The 18,160-nt window shown below is 56.1% G+C and carries 19 protein-coding genes; 11 read left to right on the forward strand and 8 right to left on the reverse strand.

All coding sequences use genetic code 11. The features are described 5' to 3' along the window. Positions 1-255 precede the first annotated feature (255 nt). From H4N61_RS01510 to H4N61_RS01525, 4 genes are all read right to left on the reverse strand, one after another. On the reverse strand, positions 256-873 hold the full coding sequence (locus H4N61_RS01510; RefSeq protein WP_169196594.1) for an HAD family phosphatase: 618 nt from the start codon (positions 871-873) through the stop codon (positions 256-258). Positions 874-937: 64 nt separating this feature from the next. Further along, complete coding sequence (locus H4N61_RS01515) at positions 938-1,501, reverse strand: TadE/TadG family type IV pilus assembly protein (protein WP_169196595.1); 564 nt, start codon at positions 1,499-1,501, stop codon at positions 938-940. Beyond that, the gene (locus tag H4N61_RS01520) at positions 1,501-2,040 is read right to left on the reverse strand and encodes a TadE/TadG family type IV pilus assembly protein (RefSeq protein WP_169196596.1); all 540 of its coding nucleotides are present in this window, start codon (positions 2,038-2,040) and stop codon (positions 1,501-1,503) included. The genes H4N61_RS01515 and H4N61_RS01520 overlap by 1 nt, the downstream gene beginning before the upstream one ends. Before the next feature lie 98 nt (positions 2,041-2,138). Continuing rightward, the gene (locus H4N61_RS01525; protein WP_169196597.1) at positions 2,139-2,582 is read right to left on the reverse strand and encodes a pilus assembly protein N-terminal domain-containing protein; all 444 of its coding nucleotides are present in this window, start codon (positions 2,580-2,582) and stop codon (positions 2,139-2,141) included. A gap of 362 nt (positions 2,583-2,944) precedes the next feature. On the opposite strand from H4N61_RS01525, the gene H4N61_RS01530 reads away from it, so the two are divergent. The 8 genes from H4N61_RS01530 (at position 2,945) to H4N61_RS01565 (ending at position 11,076) form a co-directional block, all read left to right on the forward strand. After that, entirely contained in the window at positions 2,945-3,124 is a 180-nt protein-coding gene (locus H4N61_RS01530; RefSeq protein WP_169196598.1) for a Flp family type IVb pilin, read from the forward strand. 69 nt (positions 3,125-3,193) lie between these two features. Next, positions 3,194-3,697 carry a prepilin peptidase gene (locus tag H4N61_RS01535; RefSeq protein ID WP_248306090.1) on the forward strand — a complete coding sequence of 168 codons (504 nt, stop codon included), beginning with the start codon at positions 3,194-3,196 and terminating at the stop codon, positions 3,695-3,697. 191 nt (positions 3,698-3,888) lie between these two features. Then, the gene (gene cpaB, locus H4N61_RS01540; protein ID WP_169196599.1) at positions 3,889-4,800 is read left to right on the forward strand and encodes a Flp pilus assembly protein CpaB; all 912 of its coding nucleotides are present in this window, start codon (positions 3,889-3,891) and stop codon (positions 4,798-4,800) included. Positions 4,801-4,813: 13 nt separating this feature from the next. Further along, positions 4,814-6,253, forward strand: coding sequence for a type II and III secretion system protein family protein (locus H4N61_RS01545; RefSeq protein WP_169196600.1), 1,440 nt, complete (start codon positions 4,814-4,816; stop codon positions 6,251-6,253). Between the two features lie 22 nt (positions 6,254-6,275). Then, positions 6,276-7,547, forward strand: a complete 1,272-nt coding sequence (locus H4N61_RS01550) for an AAA family ATPase (RefSeq protein WP_182394797.1) — start codon at positions 6,276-6,278, stop codon at positions 7,545-7,547. Positions 7,548-7,577: 30 nt separating this feature from the next. Then, the gene (locus H4N61_RS01555) at positions 7,578-9,071 is read left to right on the forward strand and encodes a CpaF family protein (RefSeq protein ID WP_169196602.1); all 1,494 of its coding nucleotides are present in this window, start codon (positions 7,578-7,580) and stop codon (positions 9,069-9,071) included. A 3-nt stretch (positions 9,072-9,074) separates the two neighbouring features. Next, a complete protein-coding gene (locus tag H4N61_RS01560) occupies positions 9,075-10,052 on the forward strand; it encodes a type II secretion system F family protein (protein ID WP_169196603.1) in 978 nt (325 codons plus the stop codon). A gap of 10 nt (positions 10,053-10,062) precedes the next feature. Continuing rightward, entirely contained in the window at positions 10,063-11,076 is a 1,014-nt protein-coding gene (locus H4N61_RS01565; RefSeq protein ID WP_169196604.1) for a type II secretion system F family protein, read from the forward strand. A 9-nt stretch (positions 11,077-11,085) separates the two neighbouring features. Here H4N61_RS01565 and H4N61_RS01570 read toward each other — a convergent pair whose 3' ends face one another. Beyond that, on the reverse strand, positions 11,086-11,850 hold the full coding sequence (locus H4N61_RS01570) for a tetratricopeptide repeat protein (RefSeq protein ID WP_169196605.1): 765 nt from the start codon (positions 11,848-11,850) through the stop codon (positions 11,086-11,088). Positions 11,851-12,139: 289 nt separating this feature from the next. Here H4N61_RS01570 and H4N61_RS01575 point away from each other — a divergent pair, with 289 nt between their 5' ends. Continuing rightward, on the forward strand, positions 12,140-13,489 hold the full coding sequence (locus tag H4N61_RS01575; RefSeq protein ID WP_169196606.1) for a leucyl aminopeptidase family protein: 1,350 nt from the start codon (positions 12,140-12,142) through the stop codon (positions 13,487-13,489). Between the two features lie 11 nt (positions 13,490-13,500). Here the strand turns inward: H4N61_RS01575 and H4N61_RS01580 are convergent, their stop codons facing one another. The 3 genes from H4N61_RS01580 to H4N61_RS01590 all read right to left on the reverse strand — a co-directional run bounded on the left by H4N61_RS01580 (position 13,501) and on the right by H4N61_RS01590 (position 16,062). Continuing rightward, entirely contained in the window at positions 13,501-14,166 is a 666-nt protein-coding gene (locus H4N61_RS01580; protein WP_169196607.1) for a YqaA family protein, read from the reverse strand. A 69-nt stretch (positions 14,167-14,235) separates the two neighbouring features. Then, complete coding sequence (locus H4N61_RS01585; protein ID WP_169196608.1) at positions 14,236-15,174, reverse strand: glyoxylate/hydroxypyruvate reductase A; 939 nt, start codon at positions 15,172-15,174, stop codon at positions 14,236-14,238. A 78-nt stretch (positions 15,175-15,252) separates the two neighbouring features. After that, positions 15,253-16,062, reverse strand: a complete 810-nt coding sequence (locus H4N61_RS01590; protein WP_169196609.1) for a cytochrome c family protein — start codon at positions 16,060-16,062, stop codon at positions 15,253-15,255. Between the two features lie 257 nt (positions 16,063-16,319). Here H4N61_RS01590 and H4N61_RS01595 point away from each other — a divergent pair, with 257 nt between their 5' ends. Both H4N61_RS01595 and dapD read left to right on the forward strand, forming a co-directional pair. Then, complete coding sequence (locus H4N61_RS01595) at positions 16,320-17,147, forward strand: prephenate dehydratase (protein WP_169196610.1); 828 nt, start codon at positions 16,320-16,322, stop codon at positions 17,145-17,147. Between the two features lie 143 nt (positions 17,148-17,290). Next, the gene (gene dapD / locus H4N61_RS01600) at positions 17,291-18,133 is read left to right on the forward strand and encodes a 2,3,4,5-tetrahydropyridine-2,6-dicarboxylate N-succinyltransferase (RefSeq protein WP_182394798.1); all 843 of its coding nucleotides are present in this window, start codon (positions 17,291-17,293) and stop codon (positions 18,131-18,133) included. Positions 18,134-18,160: the final 27 nt, after the last annotated feature.

Below are 18,160 nucleotides of genomic sequence, written 5' to 3' on the forward strand. Positions count from 1 at the left end.
CTCCCCGGAGGGGCGAGGTGAAGGTAGGCTGCGATTTCTGATACCCCCTCACCCTCAATCCCTCCCCGCAAGGGGGAGGGAGGCAAAGCGGTGTTTGTTGGGGGAGAGGTGCCTATAAGGCCCGGCTTTGCAAGCGGACCATCTCGCCTGATCGAAGAGGTCAGAGCCCTGCGCCAACGGCGGAGGTGGGAAGCGGCTTGGGTACAGCGTGGGGCAACGGAAATGCTCCGCGCAAAGTGTGCGCGGAGCTGAATTTTAGGCCTTTAGGGGCAGGCCCAGGGTGATCAGTTCCGACCGCAATTGGCCAGGGTCCTTGAAATGGATACCCTTCATGCCAAACTTGCGTGCGGCAACGATGTTGGGTTCGCTATCGTCGATGAAAACGCAGCTGTCTGGGGCGAGAGCATAACGATCACAGAAGGTGCGGTAGATGCGTGGATCGGGTTTGACCAGTCTTTCGAGCCCTGAGACGACAACGCCATCGAACTTTTCGAGGAACGGCCATTCACCCAAGCAGGTCATCCACTTCTCCCAAGAGAAGTTGGTAATGGCAAAGGTTGGGACGTCCTGTTCAATCAGTTCGTTGTGGATGTCGATAGTACCCTGAATGAAGGGACCAAAGGTCTCTTTCCAGCGCGTGTCAAAGGCTTGAATTTCGCGCCAGTATTTTGGAAAGCGAGTAACGAGCTTGGCAACGCCTTCAGAATATTTTTCGCCGGCGTCGAACTCCAAGTTCCAATCGCTGGTGCAGATCGTCTCGTGGAACCACTGCGCGTCTTCTTCAGTCTCAAAGAGCTTGCGGAACAGGTACATAGGGTTCCAGTCGACGAATACGCCGCCCAGATCGAATACGGGAATAATGTGGTCGTCCATGATCGCTTAGCTTTAAGGAATGGTCCCTGCTTCTGCCATGCAGTGTTGCATTGGGCAAGCAAGGCTATGGGGAGACGATCACACCCGTGGTGGTGCGGGGGATGTGATAGCTGGTGCGGTGCAGTTGCACCGTCTGATCGACAACGACAGCAAAGCTCGGGCTGTATTCATAGCTGGTTTCAGCGACGATGACCACACGGCCAAGAGCGAGATCCGTCATCTCTTGCGGTAGTTCTATTGTAAAACCCTCTGCGGGCACGATTTGGCCGTCGGTATACTGCTTAGACCATTTGACCACAGCCTCTCCGGCCGCTGACACTTCAACGCCGGCAATTGTCTGAACGACAGTTGTGCTGTCGTAGGGATGCATAATGCCACTGGCCGCCTGGAAATAGTCTTCCAAAGTCCCCTGAGAGAGCGTGCCATTGGTACGCGCTACAAGATCACCGAGAGCACTGGCCGCAGTTTGGACTTTGCGGTCCAAGATGATGAGCGTGCTGCCCTCGACTGAGCCCAGATAGAGAACGAGCATGATCGGCATCGCGAGCGCAAACTCAACAGCGGCAACGCCGTTCTCGTTCGATAAGGTTTTGGCGACGAGAGAGCGGAGTTTGGAGCGCGCGCGCATCAGAAGGGCTCGTTCATAAAGACGAACGTCGAGCCAATGAGGCGCGTCCCATCCGCTAGGTTAGCGATGCTCAAAGGGCCAAGGGGGATCGGAACGGGATAGCGGAAGTAGGCTTGTACCATGACAACGCTGGACGCCCCTCCTGGGGCCCAAGTTTCTGGTGTGGTCCAATCGCACTCGGCTGGGCAGGTGATGTCGACGGGTATTGTTGGAGCGGTGCTTTTAAAGGTCTGGATCGTATCGACGCGCAGATGCATGTCCTGACAATCGCCGAAGAGCCCATAAAGGCGGTCACATATCTGCTTTTTGTATTCGGCTGTGCCCTGTTTTTGCGCCTCTCCAATGCGTACATAGCGCGATGCGTCGATGACCGCGCTTTCAAGGACTTGGCTGGATATGAAGACCAGGGAGGTTTGTAAGATGGCAGCGATAAGCCCAAAAAACGGGATGGCCAACAGAGCAAACTCCACGGCGGTCGCGCCACGCGTGTCGCGGAGTGCGGCATAGAGAAGTTTGCGCCGTGAGCTGGCTCGCACCATTGAAGGGATGTCCTGAATTTGTCCCTGAGCAGGGTAGACTGCAGAACGCTAACGAGCCTTTCTGCATATTTGCGCAAATTTGATGAAAACGAGACCGTTCAATTGGCCGCTGATTGGACCAATTGCGCGGAGGCCAGTGCCTGTCCGGAGAAATTGGCATCGTCGCCCATCATGACGACAGGTTGACACACCGGGGCGCAGGACAGGCTGGTCCGATTGAGCCCCTGATAAACTGTCATCACCCCAGCCTGCAATTGCGTGACCTCTACAAGCGTGTCCGCAATCGGTTCGCCCATGGCGTCTAGGATGATGAGATTGGTTTGGCCGTAGCTTTTACCGGTGAGAACCAAAGTTTGAGGATCTTGGATCGTCACGTCTGCAACGCCGGGGTTGCCAACGATGACCGTCGCGGCTGGTGCATTGATGCGCAGAACGCGCGCCATATTTGCTTGTACAGTAATGGGTGAGCCGTCTTGGGCCATAATGGGGAATGGAATGCTCACGGCAATGATAAGCAGAGTAGTTGCGAGTGTGCGGGGCATTCCACCAAATCCTGAAGTTACTGTGGTCAGAGTGAATCTGGGCGAGAATGGTAAATACAAGGCAAATTTATGGGAAAATTTATAGTGAGGAAGCGGGCTGTCGAATAGATCGCGTTCTTATTGGGAATTCTGTCCCGTAAAAATTGTTCTGATTTTATCGCCTTGTGTGCGGTGTTGGTGAAAAACACGGCGATTGTGTTAACCAGAAAAACACCAAGACTACATGAGTACATTCGTAAGTTGTTGCTACCTAATGAGGATTAACTCTCCTTCAACTTGGCATGGGTAGTTTGTAGTCATGTTCAACCTGTGCTCGTCCCGTTGTGGAGAGCACGCCATGATCGCCGATGAGGAGCTTGGGTATGAAGATTTTTGCACGTTTTGCTAAGGACGAGTCCGGCGCAACCGCTATTGAATACGGCCTGATTGCGGCGCTTGTGGCCGTAGGGATCATTGCCGGTGCTTCTTTGCTTGGAAACAACCTAGGTTCGCTGTTTAATAATATCGGCGGCCGTCTTGGAAACGTTCAGGTGCCAGGATAAGCGCTAGAACAGATATAGTTTAAGGGGGGGGTTCGCCTCCCTTTTTCTTTTTGTCGGGGCAAGTTCTAATTGTCTTACTTTGGAATTTTCTATTTTCCAGCCTTGATGTTTTTTGCCGCTATTTCGGATCTGTTCACGATGCGGATCCCGAATTGGCTGGTGTTGGCCGTAGGGCTTGCGTTCTTCCCCGCTGCGATCATTGCCCAAATGCCCTGGGAGGCGATTGGCATTCATGTGCTGTGCGCCTTTGCGGTCTTGGTCGTGGCCTTTGGTCTCTTTGCCCTCAACGTAATTGGTGGTGGTGATGCCAAGTTTGCAGCCGCAACTGTACTGTGGTTGGGCGCCGGGCAAGTGCTGCCATATCTCGTCTACGCTAGTGTATTTGGTGGCATCCTAACTATCCTCATTTTGTTCTTAAGATCACTCCCTCTCGAGGTGTGGATCACTCGGTATGAATGGCTGAGTCGATTGCATAACCGGAAGAACGGGGTGCCTTATGGCATTGCATTGGCAATTGCCGCAGTTTTTGTTTACCCCGAAACTTTGATCTACAATCTCCTGGTTCAAAGCTGAAATTGATCAATATCTTTCTGGACTTGGCATAGTTGAAGCGTGTTCGTTTGGGTGCGATATAGAGGTGCGATTTTGAAGTATCTCAGATTGTTAACCTTAGTAATCAAGGCCTGATTAACCAAGTTTTGACCCTTTTATTTCATGGTCTACAAAGGAAGCTGGCCTTAGCCCGCTGAGCCTTTGGGGGGGTCATGAGACCGGCGCGAATCATTCTCATTGCTGTCGCGTTGATTGCCGGTGGCCTCGCCGCCATCTTGGTTACCCGCGGCGGCAGCACACCTGAGCCGTCTGCGCCGCAGGCAGTTGCCACTCAAATTGTTCCTGAAGCGAAGGTGCAGGTGCTTGTCGCAAGCCGTGGGATCGGCGTGGGTGAACGCCTGCTCGCCGAGAGCACCCAATGGCAGGATTGGCCTGAACAGGCGCTGCGGCCCGAGTTTGTGACCGTGACAGCCATGCCAGAGGCACAGACGGAACTCATCGGTGCAATCGCGCGGTTTGAACTCTTCCCGGGTGAGCCAATTCGTGAAGCCAAACTGGTACGATCCGATAGCGGATATTTGTCGGCTGTGCTGGCACCAGGAAAGCGCGGCGTTTCGGTGGCGGTCTCTCCAGTGTCGAGCGCTGGCGGCTTTGTCGTACCGAATGATCATGTCGACGTTGTGCTCACCACCCCGACCGACCTTGGGCAACAGTCAGAACTGATCCTTTCCGATGTTCGCGTTTTGGCTATTGGCACGCGCCTCGGCGAGATGGGGCAGTCTGGGGGCAGTGAGGACCCCAATAACACCACCCCGCCCACGACCTTCGTGTCAGACACGATTGCCACCTTAGAGCTGGACCCGGGACAGGCGGAAACGCTGATTAATTCCTCGACCCGTGGCCAGTTAAGCCTGACGCTCAGATCGGTCGCTGACTTTAATCGGTCCGATGAGCAACGCTTTGGATCCAACCAGCCTGTTCGTCTGATCCGCTACGGGCGCGAACAGAACGTTGTAACCAGTGCGGGGCAAGTGTCGCCCGTCCCTGCTGAAACCGCTTATGACTCCGCCAGCCTGCCAGAGGTTCAAACTGGTCCCGCCGCTCCGCAAGTTTTGCCGCAGTGAGAGTTCGAGAGTGATGAAAACGGCCAACACAAATCGATCATTGTCCGGTAGAGCGGCGACACTGGCCTTCGGGCTGGGTGTCGCGATGTTGTCGGCAACGGGTCTGTCGCCTGTTCAAGCGCAATCACAGGCGCAAATCGCCATTCAACCCAGCGCCTATGGGGCCGTCCGCCCCTTGAGCATCGAACGTAACAAATCTCTGATCGTCGACTTGCCCGCGGGTGTCGCGGAGGTGGTGGTCTCGCAGCCCGAGATCGCTGCCGCGATTATGCGCACCAGAACCAGAGCCATCGTGCAGGGCATGTCTTCGGGCAAGACCAACATCTTCTTCCTTGATGACGCTGGACGGACCATCCAGGTGCTCGATATTGCGATCAACGAGGCGGAGTCGGCGGTTGGAGCTGCGCTTCAAACCGCGCTGGCGCGTGTCTTGCCAAACTCCAACATTCGCGTGGAATCCGTTCCGGGTCTCGATGGGTCCAGCCGGGTCGTCCTGACGGGCAACGTCCGCTCGGGTGAAGATCGTGAACGGGCCACCGCTGTTGCCACTCAATTCGCTGGATCTGCGGATAACGTCGCCAATATCTTGGACGTGGCGGGAGCCCAGCAGGTGATGCTGCAGGTCACCGTTTCCGAAGTGAAGCGCGATGTGGCCAAGCAATTCGGCATAAACTTTGGTGCTGCCTTCAATGTTGGAACGGCCAACCTCCTGCAATTCGCAACTACTCTGGTGGATAGTGAAAGCCCATATGGCTTGAATGCAAGGTTCTCTGACAATGGTAATTCGGTCTTAGGCGTTATCCGGGCGCTTGAGGATAAGGGGGCGCTCAGGGTTCTGGCGCAGCCGACACTGACAGCCATTTCAGGCGAAGAAGCCAAGTTCCTCGCTGGTGGCGAACTTCCGTATTACTCCTATGATCCCGCAGAGGGTGGCGACGGCGGCGAAGGCAACAGATTGCAGCGGACCGTCGTATTTAAGCCTTATGGTGTCGAGCTCTCGTTCGAGCCTGTGGTGAAATCGAATGGGGTGATCGGGCTCAAGGTCGATACTTCGGTGTCTGAACCGCAAGCGGATTTCTCGCTCACCAAGCGGCAAGCCTCCACCTCGGTTGAGCTGCCGAGCGGCATGACGCTCGCCATCGGCGGCCTTCTGCAAGAGAGCACCAGCCAGAACATCAAACAGTTCCCGCTCTTGGGTGATATTCCTATCCTCGGCGCGCTGTTCCGGTCCCGCGAGTTCCAGACGCAACAGACCGAATTGGTGATCTTGGTTACCCCTTACCTCGTCAACGCGGCTCCCGCAGGCACTCTTGCGGTGCCGACCGACAAGTTCGCCATGAGCGGCGATGCAGAGGCGATCTTCCTCGGGCGTATTGAACATCAATACGGGGTCGGATCGACGGGTGAGTTCCGAGGCGGTTTCAGCGGCAATGTTGGCTTCGTTCTCGATTGAGTTGGATTGAGGAGCAGTGCGTATGAGTTTCCTGACGCCGGATAAAGCAAAGACTGAAGAGGTGGCGGCAGAGATCGCAACTGGCGCTCGGCTCGTGCCGCGCATCACTGCCCAGGCATTTTGCGAGAACACGCAGACAGCACAGCTTGTCGAAGCCGTTCTACAAGATCGACGCATGTCTAAAGTCGCGCTGACCACGCACAACGGTGGCGTTGAAGGGGCGATAGAGACTTACAAGTCGAACCCGACGCCAAACTTGATCATTGTGGAATCGACACTCACACCTGGCGCGATCGTTGCGGCATTGGGGCGCCTGTCTGAGGTGTGTGACGCGGCAACACGAGTCATCGTACTCGGGCATGTCAATGACGTGCTCTTGTATCGTGAGCTGATCCGCAACGGCATTTCGGAATATGTGGTTCTGCCGGCTAGCCCTCAGGAACTGGTCGCGGCTATTACCGACATCTATGTCGCAGAGGGCGCGGCGCCTATCGGGCGAACGATTGGCTTTGTTTCCGCCAAGGGCGGGGCCGGGAGTTCAACTGTCGCGCATAACGTCGCTTGGGCAATCGCCTCCTCGCTCCGTCAGGATTGCCTCGTTATCGATATGGATTTGCCGTTTGGCACGGCAGGGCTGAACTTCAACCAAGATCCGCCCCATGGTTTGGGTGATGCAATGTTGGCCAGCCAAAAGGTCGATCAAACCATGCTTGATCGCCTGATGAGCAAGGCGGCTAACCACATCAGCCTGCTCGCTGCTCCGGCATCGCTTGATCAGACGTGGGATTTTGGCGAACGCGACTTCGAGCAGGTCATCGAGATCTGCCAGAAATCGGTACCCGTGATCATCTTGGATATTCCGCATGTGTGGAATAGCTGGACACGGCAGACATTGGCTTCGGTTGATGAAGTTGTGGTCGTGGCCGAGCCCGATCTGGCCAATTTGCGCAACGCTAAGAATTTGTCTGATGCGATCAAGATCATGCGCCCAACAGAGGCAGCACCCAAGTTGGTGATGAACAAAGTTGGCATACCGAAGCGTCCGGAGATCAATCCGAACGAGTTCGCGACGTCGGTGGAATGTTCGCTGATCGGGCAGATCGGCTTTGATGCACATCTGTTTGGTACAGCGGCGAACAATGGCCAGATGATCGCTGAAGTACAAGCATCCAACAAGATTAACGACATCTACCGTAGCATTGGCTTTCAGGTGACTGGTCGCGCAGTGGGGCAGGCAGGGGGGAAGGGCGGGTCACTGCTCAACCTATCCACCCTGTTCAAAAAGCGCGCCTAAGTCAGGCTTCGGCGTTAGGAAGTATGAGATATGTTTGGCAAGCGAACGACATTTGGCGGCAATACGCCCGGAGTTTCTGAGCTCCCGCGTCCAATCGCCAGCCCGCCACCGGGAGCGGTGTCGTCCCCTGCGCAACGCCGCCAGCCTGACGCAGACAGCTCTGCCAGTCGTGCGAAGAGTACGGACGACGTTCTCGACGTCAAAGCACAGGCTGAAAACCCGCGAGCCAAGGAATATTTCTCGACCAAGTCAGCGATCTTTAATGCGCTGATTGACTCGATTGACCTGAGCCAGTTGGCGACGATGGAGAGCCAGTCGGCGCGCGAGGAAATTCGCGACATCGTCTCCGAAATCATTGCGCTGAAATCCATCGCGATGTCGATTGCCGAGCAGGAAGATCTGCTTGAAGACATTTGCAACGACGTGCTGGGTTACGGCCCGCTCGAGCCGCTGCTCGCACGCGATGACATTGCCGATATCATGGTGAACGGCTCGCAGCGCTGTTACATCGAAGTCGGCGGCAAGGTCCGGCTGACAAACGTGCGCTTCCGCGATGATGCGCATTTGATGAATGTCTGCCAGCGTATCGTGTCGCAGGTCGGTCGCCGTGTCGATGAAGGCTCGCCAATTTGCGACGCGCGCTTGCCTGACGGGTCGCGTGTGAACGTTATCGCGCCGCCTCTTGCCATTGACGGCGCAGCGCTGACCATTCGTAAATTTAAAAAGGACAAGCTCACCCTTCAGCAGCTGGTCAAATACGGCTCTATTTCCTCTGAGGGCGCGGAAGTGCTGCGTATTCTGGGCCGCGTGCGTGCCAATATTTTGATCTCAGGCGGCACGGGTTCGGGCAAGACCACACTGCTCAACTGTTTGACAGCCTTCATCGAAAAAGATGAGCGGGTGATTACCTGCGAAGACTCGGCCGAATTGCAACTGCAGCAACCACACGTTGTCCGCCTTGAAACGCGTCCTCCGAACTTGGAGGGGGAAGGCGAGATCACCATGCGTGATCTTATCAAGAATTGTCTGCGTATGCGCCCTGAACGCATCATCGTGGGCGAAGTGCGTGGTCCGGAGTCCTTCGATCTCCTGCAGGCGATGAACACGGGCCACGATGGCTCTATGGGCACTCTGCACGCCAACTCGCCGAGAGAGGCGCTTTCGCGTTTGGAATCGATGATCACCATGGGCGGCTACTCGCTGCCGAGCCGCACCATTCGCGAAATGATCGTGTCTTCGATCGACGTGATCGTTCAGGCCGCGCGACTACGCGATGGTTCGCGCCGCATCACCCACATTACCGAAGTGCTGGGCATGGAAGGGGATGTGATCGTGACACAGGATATCTTCACCTATGACATCATGGGTGAAGACGCGAACGGCATGCTCCTCGGGCGTCACCATTCGACCGGTATTACCAAGCCTCAATTCACGGAACGCGCGCGCTACTTCAACGAAGAGGCCAACTTGGTGGAAGCCTTGGAGGCGTCCAACATTGAGCATCGCGAAATGGCGAGTAAGTAGAATATGACCACAAGCGTGCTGCTCATCATTTTGTTCGTTGTTGTTGCCGGTGCATTGGCCTTGGCGTTTGTCCCCGCGGCCGCGGGTGGCCAGCGCGCAAAGCAGCGCCTCAAGGTCTATCAAGGTGATGTCTCCATCAATCGGCGCGTTGCCGGGGAGAGCCGTGTCCGGGATAATCGGCGCAAAACGGTGCAGCAGGCGCTCAAGGCGCAGCAGGATGAGTTGAAAGCCAACCGCCGGTTGACCATCCCAGCCATGTTGTTTCAGGCGGGAATGACCACGACACCCGCTGCCTATATTCGCAACTCGATTATCTTCGGTGTTGTGCTTTTTGGGCTTTTGGTTGTGGCGCAGGTGCCGTTTTATTTTGCGGCCATCATTGCTGCCGCGGGTGGGTATCTAGGTCCACGCTTTTACGTCATGCGTAAGCGCCGCAAATATCAAGATCGGTTCTTGGACGAATTACCCAATGCCATTGAAGCGATTGTCCGTGGCGTTAAAACGGGTCTGCCGCTCAATGATACGGTGCGTGTTGTCGCCAAGGACACCAAGGAACCAGTTCGCTCTGAGTTCGGTCGCATCTTGGATCAGCAGGCTTTCGGCTTCTCGATGCAAGAGTCCATTCAGATCCTGTTGGAGCGCGTGCCTCTGCCTGAGGTGAATTTCTTCGTTGTGGTTATCACCGTGCAGCAACAGTCTGGCGGTAACCTCTCAGAAGCCCTGAGCAATTTGGCGCGAGTTCTGCGCAACCGCAAAAAGATGAAAGCCAAGGTCAAGGCAATGTCGTCTGAAGCCAAGGCATCGGCGGCGATTATCGGCGCGCTGCCAATTGTTGTGGCCGTTCTGATCTCCGTTGTGTCGCCGGCCTATCTGGCCCCACTTTTCACGACACCCGTTGGCAATGTGTGTTTGGCCATTGCTGTGTTCATGCTGAGTGCAGGCGTTTTTGTCATGCACCGCATGGTTCAGTTCGAGATCTAGGGGGGTAGCCGTGGACATCATCGCGCTTGTAACCCAACGCGAGTTTTTGATTGCGGCCCTTGCTGCCATCTCGGCGACGGCTGCGGTGTTTACCTTTGGGTCCAGTCTTCTGGTCAAGCAGGAGCTCAAAGGGCGCATTCAGCGCGTGGCACTGGAGCGCGAGAAAATGCGGGCCCAGGAGATGTCTCGGTTGCGTGGGAGCTCTGCGGCAGTAGCCGACCGAAGTTCGATCCGCCGCGATGACAATACAAAGGCCTATATGCGCAAGGCCGTCGACAGATTTGATCTGCGGAAAGCCTTCCAGGACGAAAATACGCTCGACCAGCTGTCCATGGCTGGACTGCGTGGTCCGGCCGAGTTGACCAAATATCTCTTCGTGCGGTTCACGACACCGGTTGCCGTATTGCTGTTTGCGATCTTCTACTTAGTCGTCGTAGCGCCTGGTGATCGACCCATGTATCTGAGCCTCGCCTACTCCGTTGCGATTGGGGTCGTCGGCGCCTACTTGCCAGTGCTATTGTTGAAAAACAAAATCCAGAAGCGCCAAGCCTCTATCCGTCGCGCATGGCCAGATGTGTTGGACTTGATGCTGTTGTGCGTTGAGGCTGGCATGTCCATGGAGCACGCCATAAAGCGCGTTGCCAAGGAAATCGGCGGTCAGTCACCGCAGCTTGCCGAAGAACTGACGCTGACCAATGCCGAGCTATCATTTCTGGAAGATCGCTCACGCGCCTATGAAAACCTCGGCCGACGCACAGGGCTCGACAACGTTAGGGCGGTCATGACCGCACTTATTCAGGCCGATCGCTATGGCACCTCTGTAGGTCAGGCTTTGCGTGTCATGGCTGAAGAAGGGCGTGAAGCGCGTATGATGGAAGCGGAGAAGAAGGCAGCCGCATTGCCGCCGAAACTAACCGTGCCGCTCATCCTCTTCCTGCTGCCCGTATTGTTTATCGTGGTCCTGTCGCCAGCAATGATCAAAGTCTTCACTGGCAGCGTCGCAAGCACGGTCGGCGGCGGCTAATCGAGGGCCTTAATCCTTGAGCAGGTCCCAACGGTTTTGCTGGGTCAGCAGCGCTCTGATGTAAGCCATGTTGGATTCCACTTGATCAGGCGGAAGCTCGGCGGCGTAGATTTTGCGCGCCTCATCAAAGCGTCCCTGTAGGCCGAAAACCAATGCCAGGTTTTGACGGGTCTGTGTCGATGCCCCTTGCATGCTGACGGCTTTGCGCAGGTGCTGCTCGGCCAGGCTCAGTTCATTGGTCATCGCATAGGATAGGCCAAGATTGGTTTCGATCGAGGCTTCGTTCGGTGCAAGAGCTGCGGCCTGCGTGTAAATGCGCCGTGCTTCGCTGTTCCGCCCCATCTGATCCAAGGTCGCGCCTTTGACCAACAGTGCGCTCCAATCTGGAGCGTCCGTGCGCAGAACATTGTCTATGACGTTGAGAGATTGCTCAAACCGGCCCGCAGCCGTCAGGGCCTTGGCATAGGCAATGGAAATCGGAACGTCCTTGGGGTGTGCGGCAAGGGTCGCCTCTAAGGCCGCCATGGCCTGTTCCGGCTGGCCTATTGCGCGCAGATGGGTGGCGTATTGAATTGTATTGTTGCGGTCGCGCGGGTTGGACTTATAGCGCGCAGTCAGTTGCTCAAGCGTCGGTTGTTTTTGACTGGCCGCAAATGGCCCTGTGCCCGAACCATTGTAATTTCTCGAACTGGTACAGCCCGATAGCGTCACAGCCGTCAAACCAACAGCCAGAACACAATGCATCCAAAATCTATCGTATTTTACCCGAGGCATGGTTTCCTCCGGGACATGACCCCTTGCTTGGCAATAGATCATTAACCCTAATATTGGGTTAAACCCATAATGTTGCTATCAATTGCAGGGGTGGTGGAGAGGTCTGTTTGCGTGCTTGATCATTCTGTTGGCGCGCAACGCGTTTGTTTTCCCTTTTAGTAGTCGCAATAGCCCTTTTTTGTTCGGGAATTAGGTAGTTCGCGCCGTTGCCAGAAAACTATTTCCGGAGTTGGATGGTGCCAGAACCCCGTTCGGGGCTAGAACACGCCAAAATAATCTGGAGAGTCTGATGGCCAAGACTTCGGCTACACCGGTCATTGCAATTGTTGACGGCGCTTTGGACGATGCCGCGCTTACCGATGTCCAGCGCAAATGGGCGCAGGCGCACGGTTTTTCCGGCCAGACCGGAAAGCTGCTGGCAGTTCCCGATGCGCAGGGCGATATCACCGCATGGCTTTTGGGCATGGGGCCGAGCGAAAGCCTGAATCCCTTTACGGTTGGTCTGGCTGGAAGCAATCTGCCCGAGGGCACTTATGCGCTGGAAGGGCAGTATGGCGACGCCACACAGGCGGCCACAGCGTTTAAGCTGGGTGCTTATCGCTTTGATCGGTACCGCGACGCCAAACCGAGCCCGCAGCTCGAAATGCCTGACGACGCAGATGCTGATGAGGTTGATTTCCTCTCCCAAGGTGCTTTCCTCGCTCGCGATCTTATCAATACGCCCGCCAATGATCTTGGCCCGGATGCCTTGGACCAAGCGATTAGGGACTTCGCGCGTCGCAATGGCATGAAGGTTACGGCCATTGTGGGTGATGACTTGCTGGGCGCAAATCTGCCACTGATCCATGCCGTGGGTCGGGCGAACGCTCAGGCCCCACGCTTGCTTGACCTCAGCTGGGGCGACGAAAGTCATCCTAAGGTGACGCTAGTTGGTAAGGGCGTCACCTTTGATACTGGCGGTTTGGATATCAAGCCCGCAGCAGGCATGCTGATGATGAAAAAGGATATGGGCGGCGCTGCCAATATTCTTGGCCTTGCCCATGCTGTGGTGAATGCGGAACTCCCAGTGCGCCTCCGCGTGTTGATCCCGATTGTCGAAAATTCAATCGCGGGCAATTCGTTTAGACCTGGAGACGTTATCCGCTCGCGGGCCGGGCTGACTGTCGAGATTGGCAATACCGACGCGGAAGGTCGTTTGATCTTGGCCGACGCACTGGCATTGGCGGATGAGGAAGCGCCTGATCTCCTCGTCGACATGGCAACGTTGACGGGGGCTGCGCGCATAGCGCTCGGACCAGAACTGCCGGCGACCTATAGCTCTGATCATAGCCTTGCTTATGCCATGGCGGATCTCGGCCCGAAGGTCGAGGACCCCGTGTGGCCGCTGCCGCTATGGGCGAACTATGGAAGCCAGCTCAACTCCAAAATTGCCGATATGAACAATACTGGAGCGGGAGGATTTGGCGGGTCGATTATCGCCGCGCTGTTCCTGCAGCGTTTCGTCAAAAACGCTAGCGCGTGGGTGCATATGGACATTTTTGCTTGGGCACCGGAATTGCGTCCGGGGCGCCCGGTCGGGGCAACCGACCAAGGCATACGCGTGCTCTATGTACTGCTGAAGCAGCGCTACGGGGCTTAACGCCCCGTAGTTTAGTTGGTGATCAGGTCGATACCTGTGGTTTCTTCGATGGCGGCATCGGCAATCTCGGTGCCCGCCTTCGGGAACAGGAGTGGCGCCATAGCAAAGCCCACCACGACCAAGGCAACCATGCCAATCCCTGCCCACTTCTTGTGTTTCTCGATGAACTCGCCAGCGATTGGGCCGAAGAAATAGAAGAGACCGCATGGCACGAAGTAGCGCAGTCCGCGACCAATGATGCCGTAGATCACAAAGGTCCAGAGATCGAGACCGGCCACGCCACTGGTGATGGTGATGACCTTATAAGGAATCGGAGACAGCGCTCCGATCAGGATCATCAGGGGGCCGTTGTCATTAAAGCTTTGACGCAGCGCGCCAAAGCCATCGGCGGCGCCGTAGAAATCGATAATGGCGCGACCAATGCTATCAAACAGGAAATAGCCAATCGCATAGCCTGCAAGGCCTCCAGCAACGGAAGCGACCGTGCAAATAGCTGCGAGACGCCAGGCGCGGAGACGATCTGCAATGATCATGGGGGCCAGCATAATCTCTGGGAATACTGGAATAATCATCGCTTCGAGGAAGCACAGTGCTGCCAGAATGGGTTCTGCAAATCGGTGTTTGGTCGCCGTTTTAAGGCGATCATAAAAACTCACTTTGGCTGCAGTTTCGGACATTGAGCCTCCAAGAAATTGTTGTGACCATGCTGACCGTTAATAGAAAAAAGCGCTAGTACAAAAATAGGATCAGTACCCACGTTTGCGGTCGACGACGTTACGGAGGGGCAGCCCGTTCCGATGGTCGTTTATCATCTGCGTAAAATAGCGAACGCCGCTCCGTTCATCTGAGATCGCAGCGATGTGAGGTGTGATGTAGCAGTTTGGCGCGTCCCACAGAGCGCTTTGCTCCGGCAAGGGTTCGACTTCAAAGACATCGAGGCTCGCTGCACCCAGAACTCCAGATTGTAACGCGTTCACAATATCGGCTTCGCGCTGATGCCCACCACGCGCCGCATTGACGATGGCAGGGCCTCCCTGCAGCGTGCCCTTGCGCAGCTTGTTAAAGGTCTCGGCGTTGAGAATTCCGGTTGTTTCAGGGGTGAGGGGCAGTAGATTGACCAGAATGTCGGTATTGGCCAGGAAGGCGTCAAACTGCTCAGCGCCGACATAGCTCTCGACGCCCTCGATGTGCTTTGCAGACCGGCTCCAGCTTGAAACCTTAAAGCCGAGCGGAAGCAGGCGCTTGGCGGCGTCTTGTCCGAGCACACCCATGCCCATGATGCCCACGTGTGTTTCGTGGGAGGCAGGCGGATAATATTGTGCCCAGCGACGCGCTTTTTGATCGGCGGCGAAACGGCTGAACTGCCGGTGATGCATGGTGACATGGGCAACGACATAATCGCTCATACGCTGGCTGAGGTCGTTGTCGACAAAGCGCACGATGGGGGCGTCAGGCAAATCAGGACGCTTAAGCAACGCGTCGACGCCGGCGCCGAGGGAGAGGATGGCGCGAAGTTCGGTCAGACCTTCGAAAGCGTCGGCCTTGGGCTTCCAAACGAAGATGTAGTGCACGTCCTTGGGGTTGAAATCATCCCCGCGGCGCACAACTGGATAATCGCCTAGCGCTGTTTGAAACGCCTTGGCCCAGCTTGCTTCATCAACGTCCGATAGGTGTAGCAGCAGCATTCCATGTCTCCCTCAAAACACAAAAAAGCCGCGCCTTGTTGAGGGCGCGGCTTCAAAGATTCTAGCTCAGTCGCAATCTTAGTTGCTGGTAGCAGGCGCCTGCTCAGCAGGAGTGCCTTCAACCTGAGTTTCTGTCTCAGTGGTAGTCGGGGTTTCGACAACCGGAGCAGCTTCAACAACTGGTGCGTCTTCAGCAGCAGGGGCAACAACTTCAGCAGGCGTTGCGGTGCCTTCAGTTGCTGGCGCAACTTCGGCAGCTGGAGCTTCTTCAGCCACTGGTGCGGCTTCTTCTGCGGCTGGCGCAGCTTCTGCAGCAGGAGCTGCTTCTTCAGCGCCGCCTTCAGCAACTGGGAATGGAGCTGGATTTGCAGACAGGGTCTGCAGGTATGCCATGATGTCAGCGCGTTCTTCAGCGGACTTTACGCCAGCGAATGCCATCTTGGTGCCTGGAGCGTAGCCCTTCGGATTCGCCAGGAATGCATCCATGTTCTCATAGGACCAGACCAGGCCATCGTTATGATGCTGGGTCATGATGTCCGAATAGGCGAAGCCGTCGGCATGTGCCTGTGGGCCACCCATGATGTCATAGAGATATGGGCCCTGCTTGTTTGGTTCGCCTTCAGCGAAGTTATGGCAAGACTGGCACTTGCGAACCGCGGTCGCGCCACGGTCAGCCGAAGCGCTGGCCAGCAGAACAGCGACTGGAACAGCCTGTTCAACTTCGCCGCCAGCCGCAGCATCGGCAACTTCTGGTTCGGGCAGGTTGTAGCCTGGCCCGTTGTTTTCGATCGGTGCATACACGGACTCGGCAAGGAAGCCGACTGCCATGATGAACAACAGGGTGCCGAGGACGGCGCCGAAAATCTTGTTTAGCTCAAACGAATTCATTTGGTCTCTCTGCCGGTCCATCCCCGGGGACAATTCCGGGCCAGCCCATTAGATACTCCATTTTGGAGAATCTGCCTCAACGGCCAGCCCAACGCGCGCGGAACATAGTATCAAGACCTGCTGCCGTGCAACAGGCCAATCCTTTGGTGCGACAATTCCCCCACGCAGAGGAAGGTTGCACGCATCTCTATACTGTCATTGACACACTCAAGCCTCCGCGTCAAAACCGCCCGGCCTGCCAATTAAACGGATATCCCATGACAAAGAAGATTGCCTTCCAAGGCGAAAATGGCGCCTTCAGCCACGCTGCGTCGGCTAATTTCTTTCCAGGAGAGGAATATCTGGGCTGTGTGACCTTCGAGGACACGCTCAATGCGGTCCAATCCGGTAAGGCAGATTATGCTGTCGTTCCGGTTGAAAACTCACTTTATGGCCGTATTACCGACATTCACCACCTGCTTCCGCTGAGTGGTCTGCACATTATTGGTGAGACCTATCTGCGCATTGAGATGAACCTGTTGGGCGTGCGCGGGTCCACCCTTGCTGACGTGAAAGCCGTTCAGTCGCTCTCCGTTGCGCTTGGTCAGTGCCGCAAATTTATTTCTGACCATGGCTTCCGCACGATTAATGCGGTCGATACGGCGGGCTCTGCACGCGAGATTGCGCAAAAGGGCGATAAGTCTGTGGCCGCGATTGCTTCGCGTTTTGCCGCCGAGACCTATGGTCTGGATGTGATCGCGAGCAATATCGAGGACGCGGAACATAACACGACGCGTTTTCTGGTGCTGTCGCCGACTGAAAAGCTGGCGCCGAACGAAGGCAAGGTGAAGACCACCTTTATCTTCCGTGTGCGCAACGTACCGGCGGCCCTCTATAAGGCCATGGGTGGATTTGCCACCAATGGCGTCAACATGACCAAGCTCGAGAGCTATATGGTCGGTGGGAATTTCCAGGCGACCCAGTTCTATGCCGACATCGAAGGCCATCCAGATGATCCTTCGGTTCAGCTCGCCCTTGAAGAACTCAACTTCTTTACCGACAAGTTCCGCATCTTGGGCGTCTATCCACAGGCTGAGCCGCGCTAAGTCGCGCTCTCCTGATTTGTCTTTGAAAATCCCCGCGTTTGCGGGGATTTTTGTTTCAATAAGGACGTCACGGGCTGGTATTGCCGTTGACACCTTCTTCCCCCCGGCTAATGGTCCCCATCAGAATTTCTTTAGGAGCCGCTATGTCGTTCGAAACGCTCGCCCAGACCATCGACGCCGCCTTTGAAAACCGCGCCGAAATCAATTCGTCCACTAAAGGCGACGTTCGTGACGCGGTTGAAACTGCGCTGAACCTGCTCGACAGCGGTCAGGCCCGCGTTGCTGAGAAGGTCAACGGCGAGTGGGTCGTCAATCAGTGGCTGAAGCGCGCTGTGCTGCTTTCCTTCCGTCTCAACGACAACGCCCCAATCTCCGGTGGCGCCAATGGCTCGACCTATTGGGACAAGGTTCCGACCAAGTTTGAAGGCTGGGACGAAAGCATGTGGCGCGCGTCGGGCTTCCGCGCTGTGCCGGGTGCCGTTGTTCGTCGTTCCGCACACATCGCGAAGAACGTCATTCTGATGCCGTCCTTCGTTAACCTCGGCGCTTTCGTGGATGGAGGCACCATGGTTGATACATGGGCAACCGTTGGCTCCTGCGCTCAGATCGGTAAGAATGTTCACCTTTCCGGTGGCGTTGGTATCGGTGGCGTGCTTGAGCCGCTGCAGGCTGGCCCGACCATCATCGAAGACAATTGCTTTATCGGCGCACGCTCGGAAGTCGTTGAAGGCGTGATCGTTGGCGAAGGCTCGGTCATTTCGATGGGCGTCTTCATCGGTCAGTCGACCAAGATCGTTAATCGCGCCACCGGCGAAATCCACATCGGTAAGGTTCCTCCTTACTCCGTCGTGGTTTCCGGCTCCATGCCAGGCAAGCCATTCCCAGATGGCACGCCAGGCCCGAACCTTTACTGCGCCGTTATCGTCAAGACCGTGGACGCTCAGACCCGTTCCAAGACCGGCATCAACGAGCTGCTGCGCGACTAATCCGCTATCAAATTTGGGGCGCTGGCG

The organism is Devosia sp. MC521 (assembly GCF_014127105.1).
Lineage (GTDB): Bacteria > Pseudomonadota > Alphaproteobacteria > Rhizobiales > Devosiaceae > Devosia.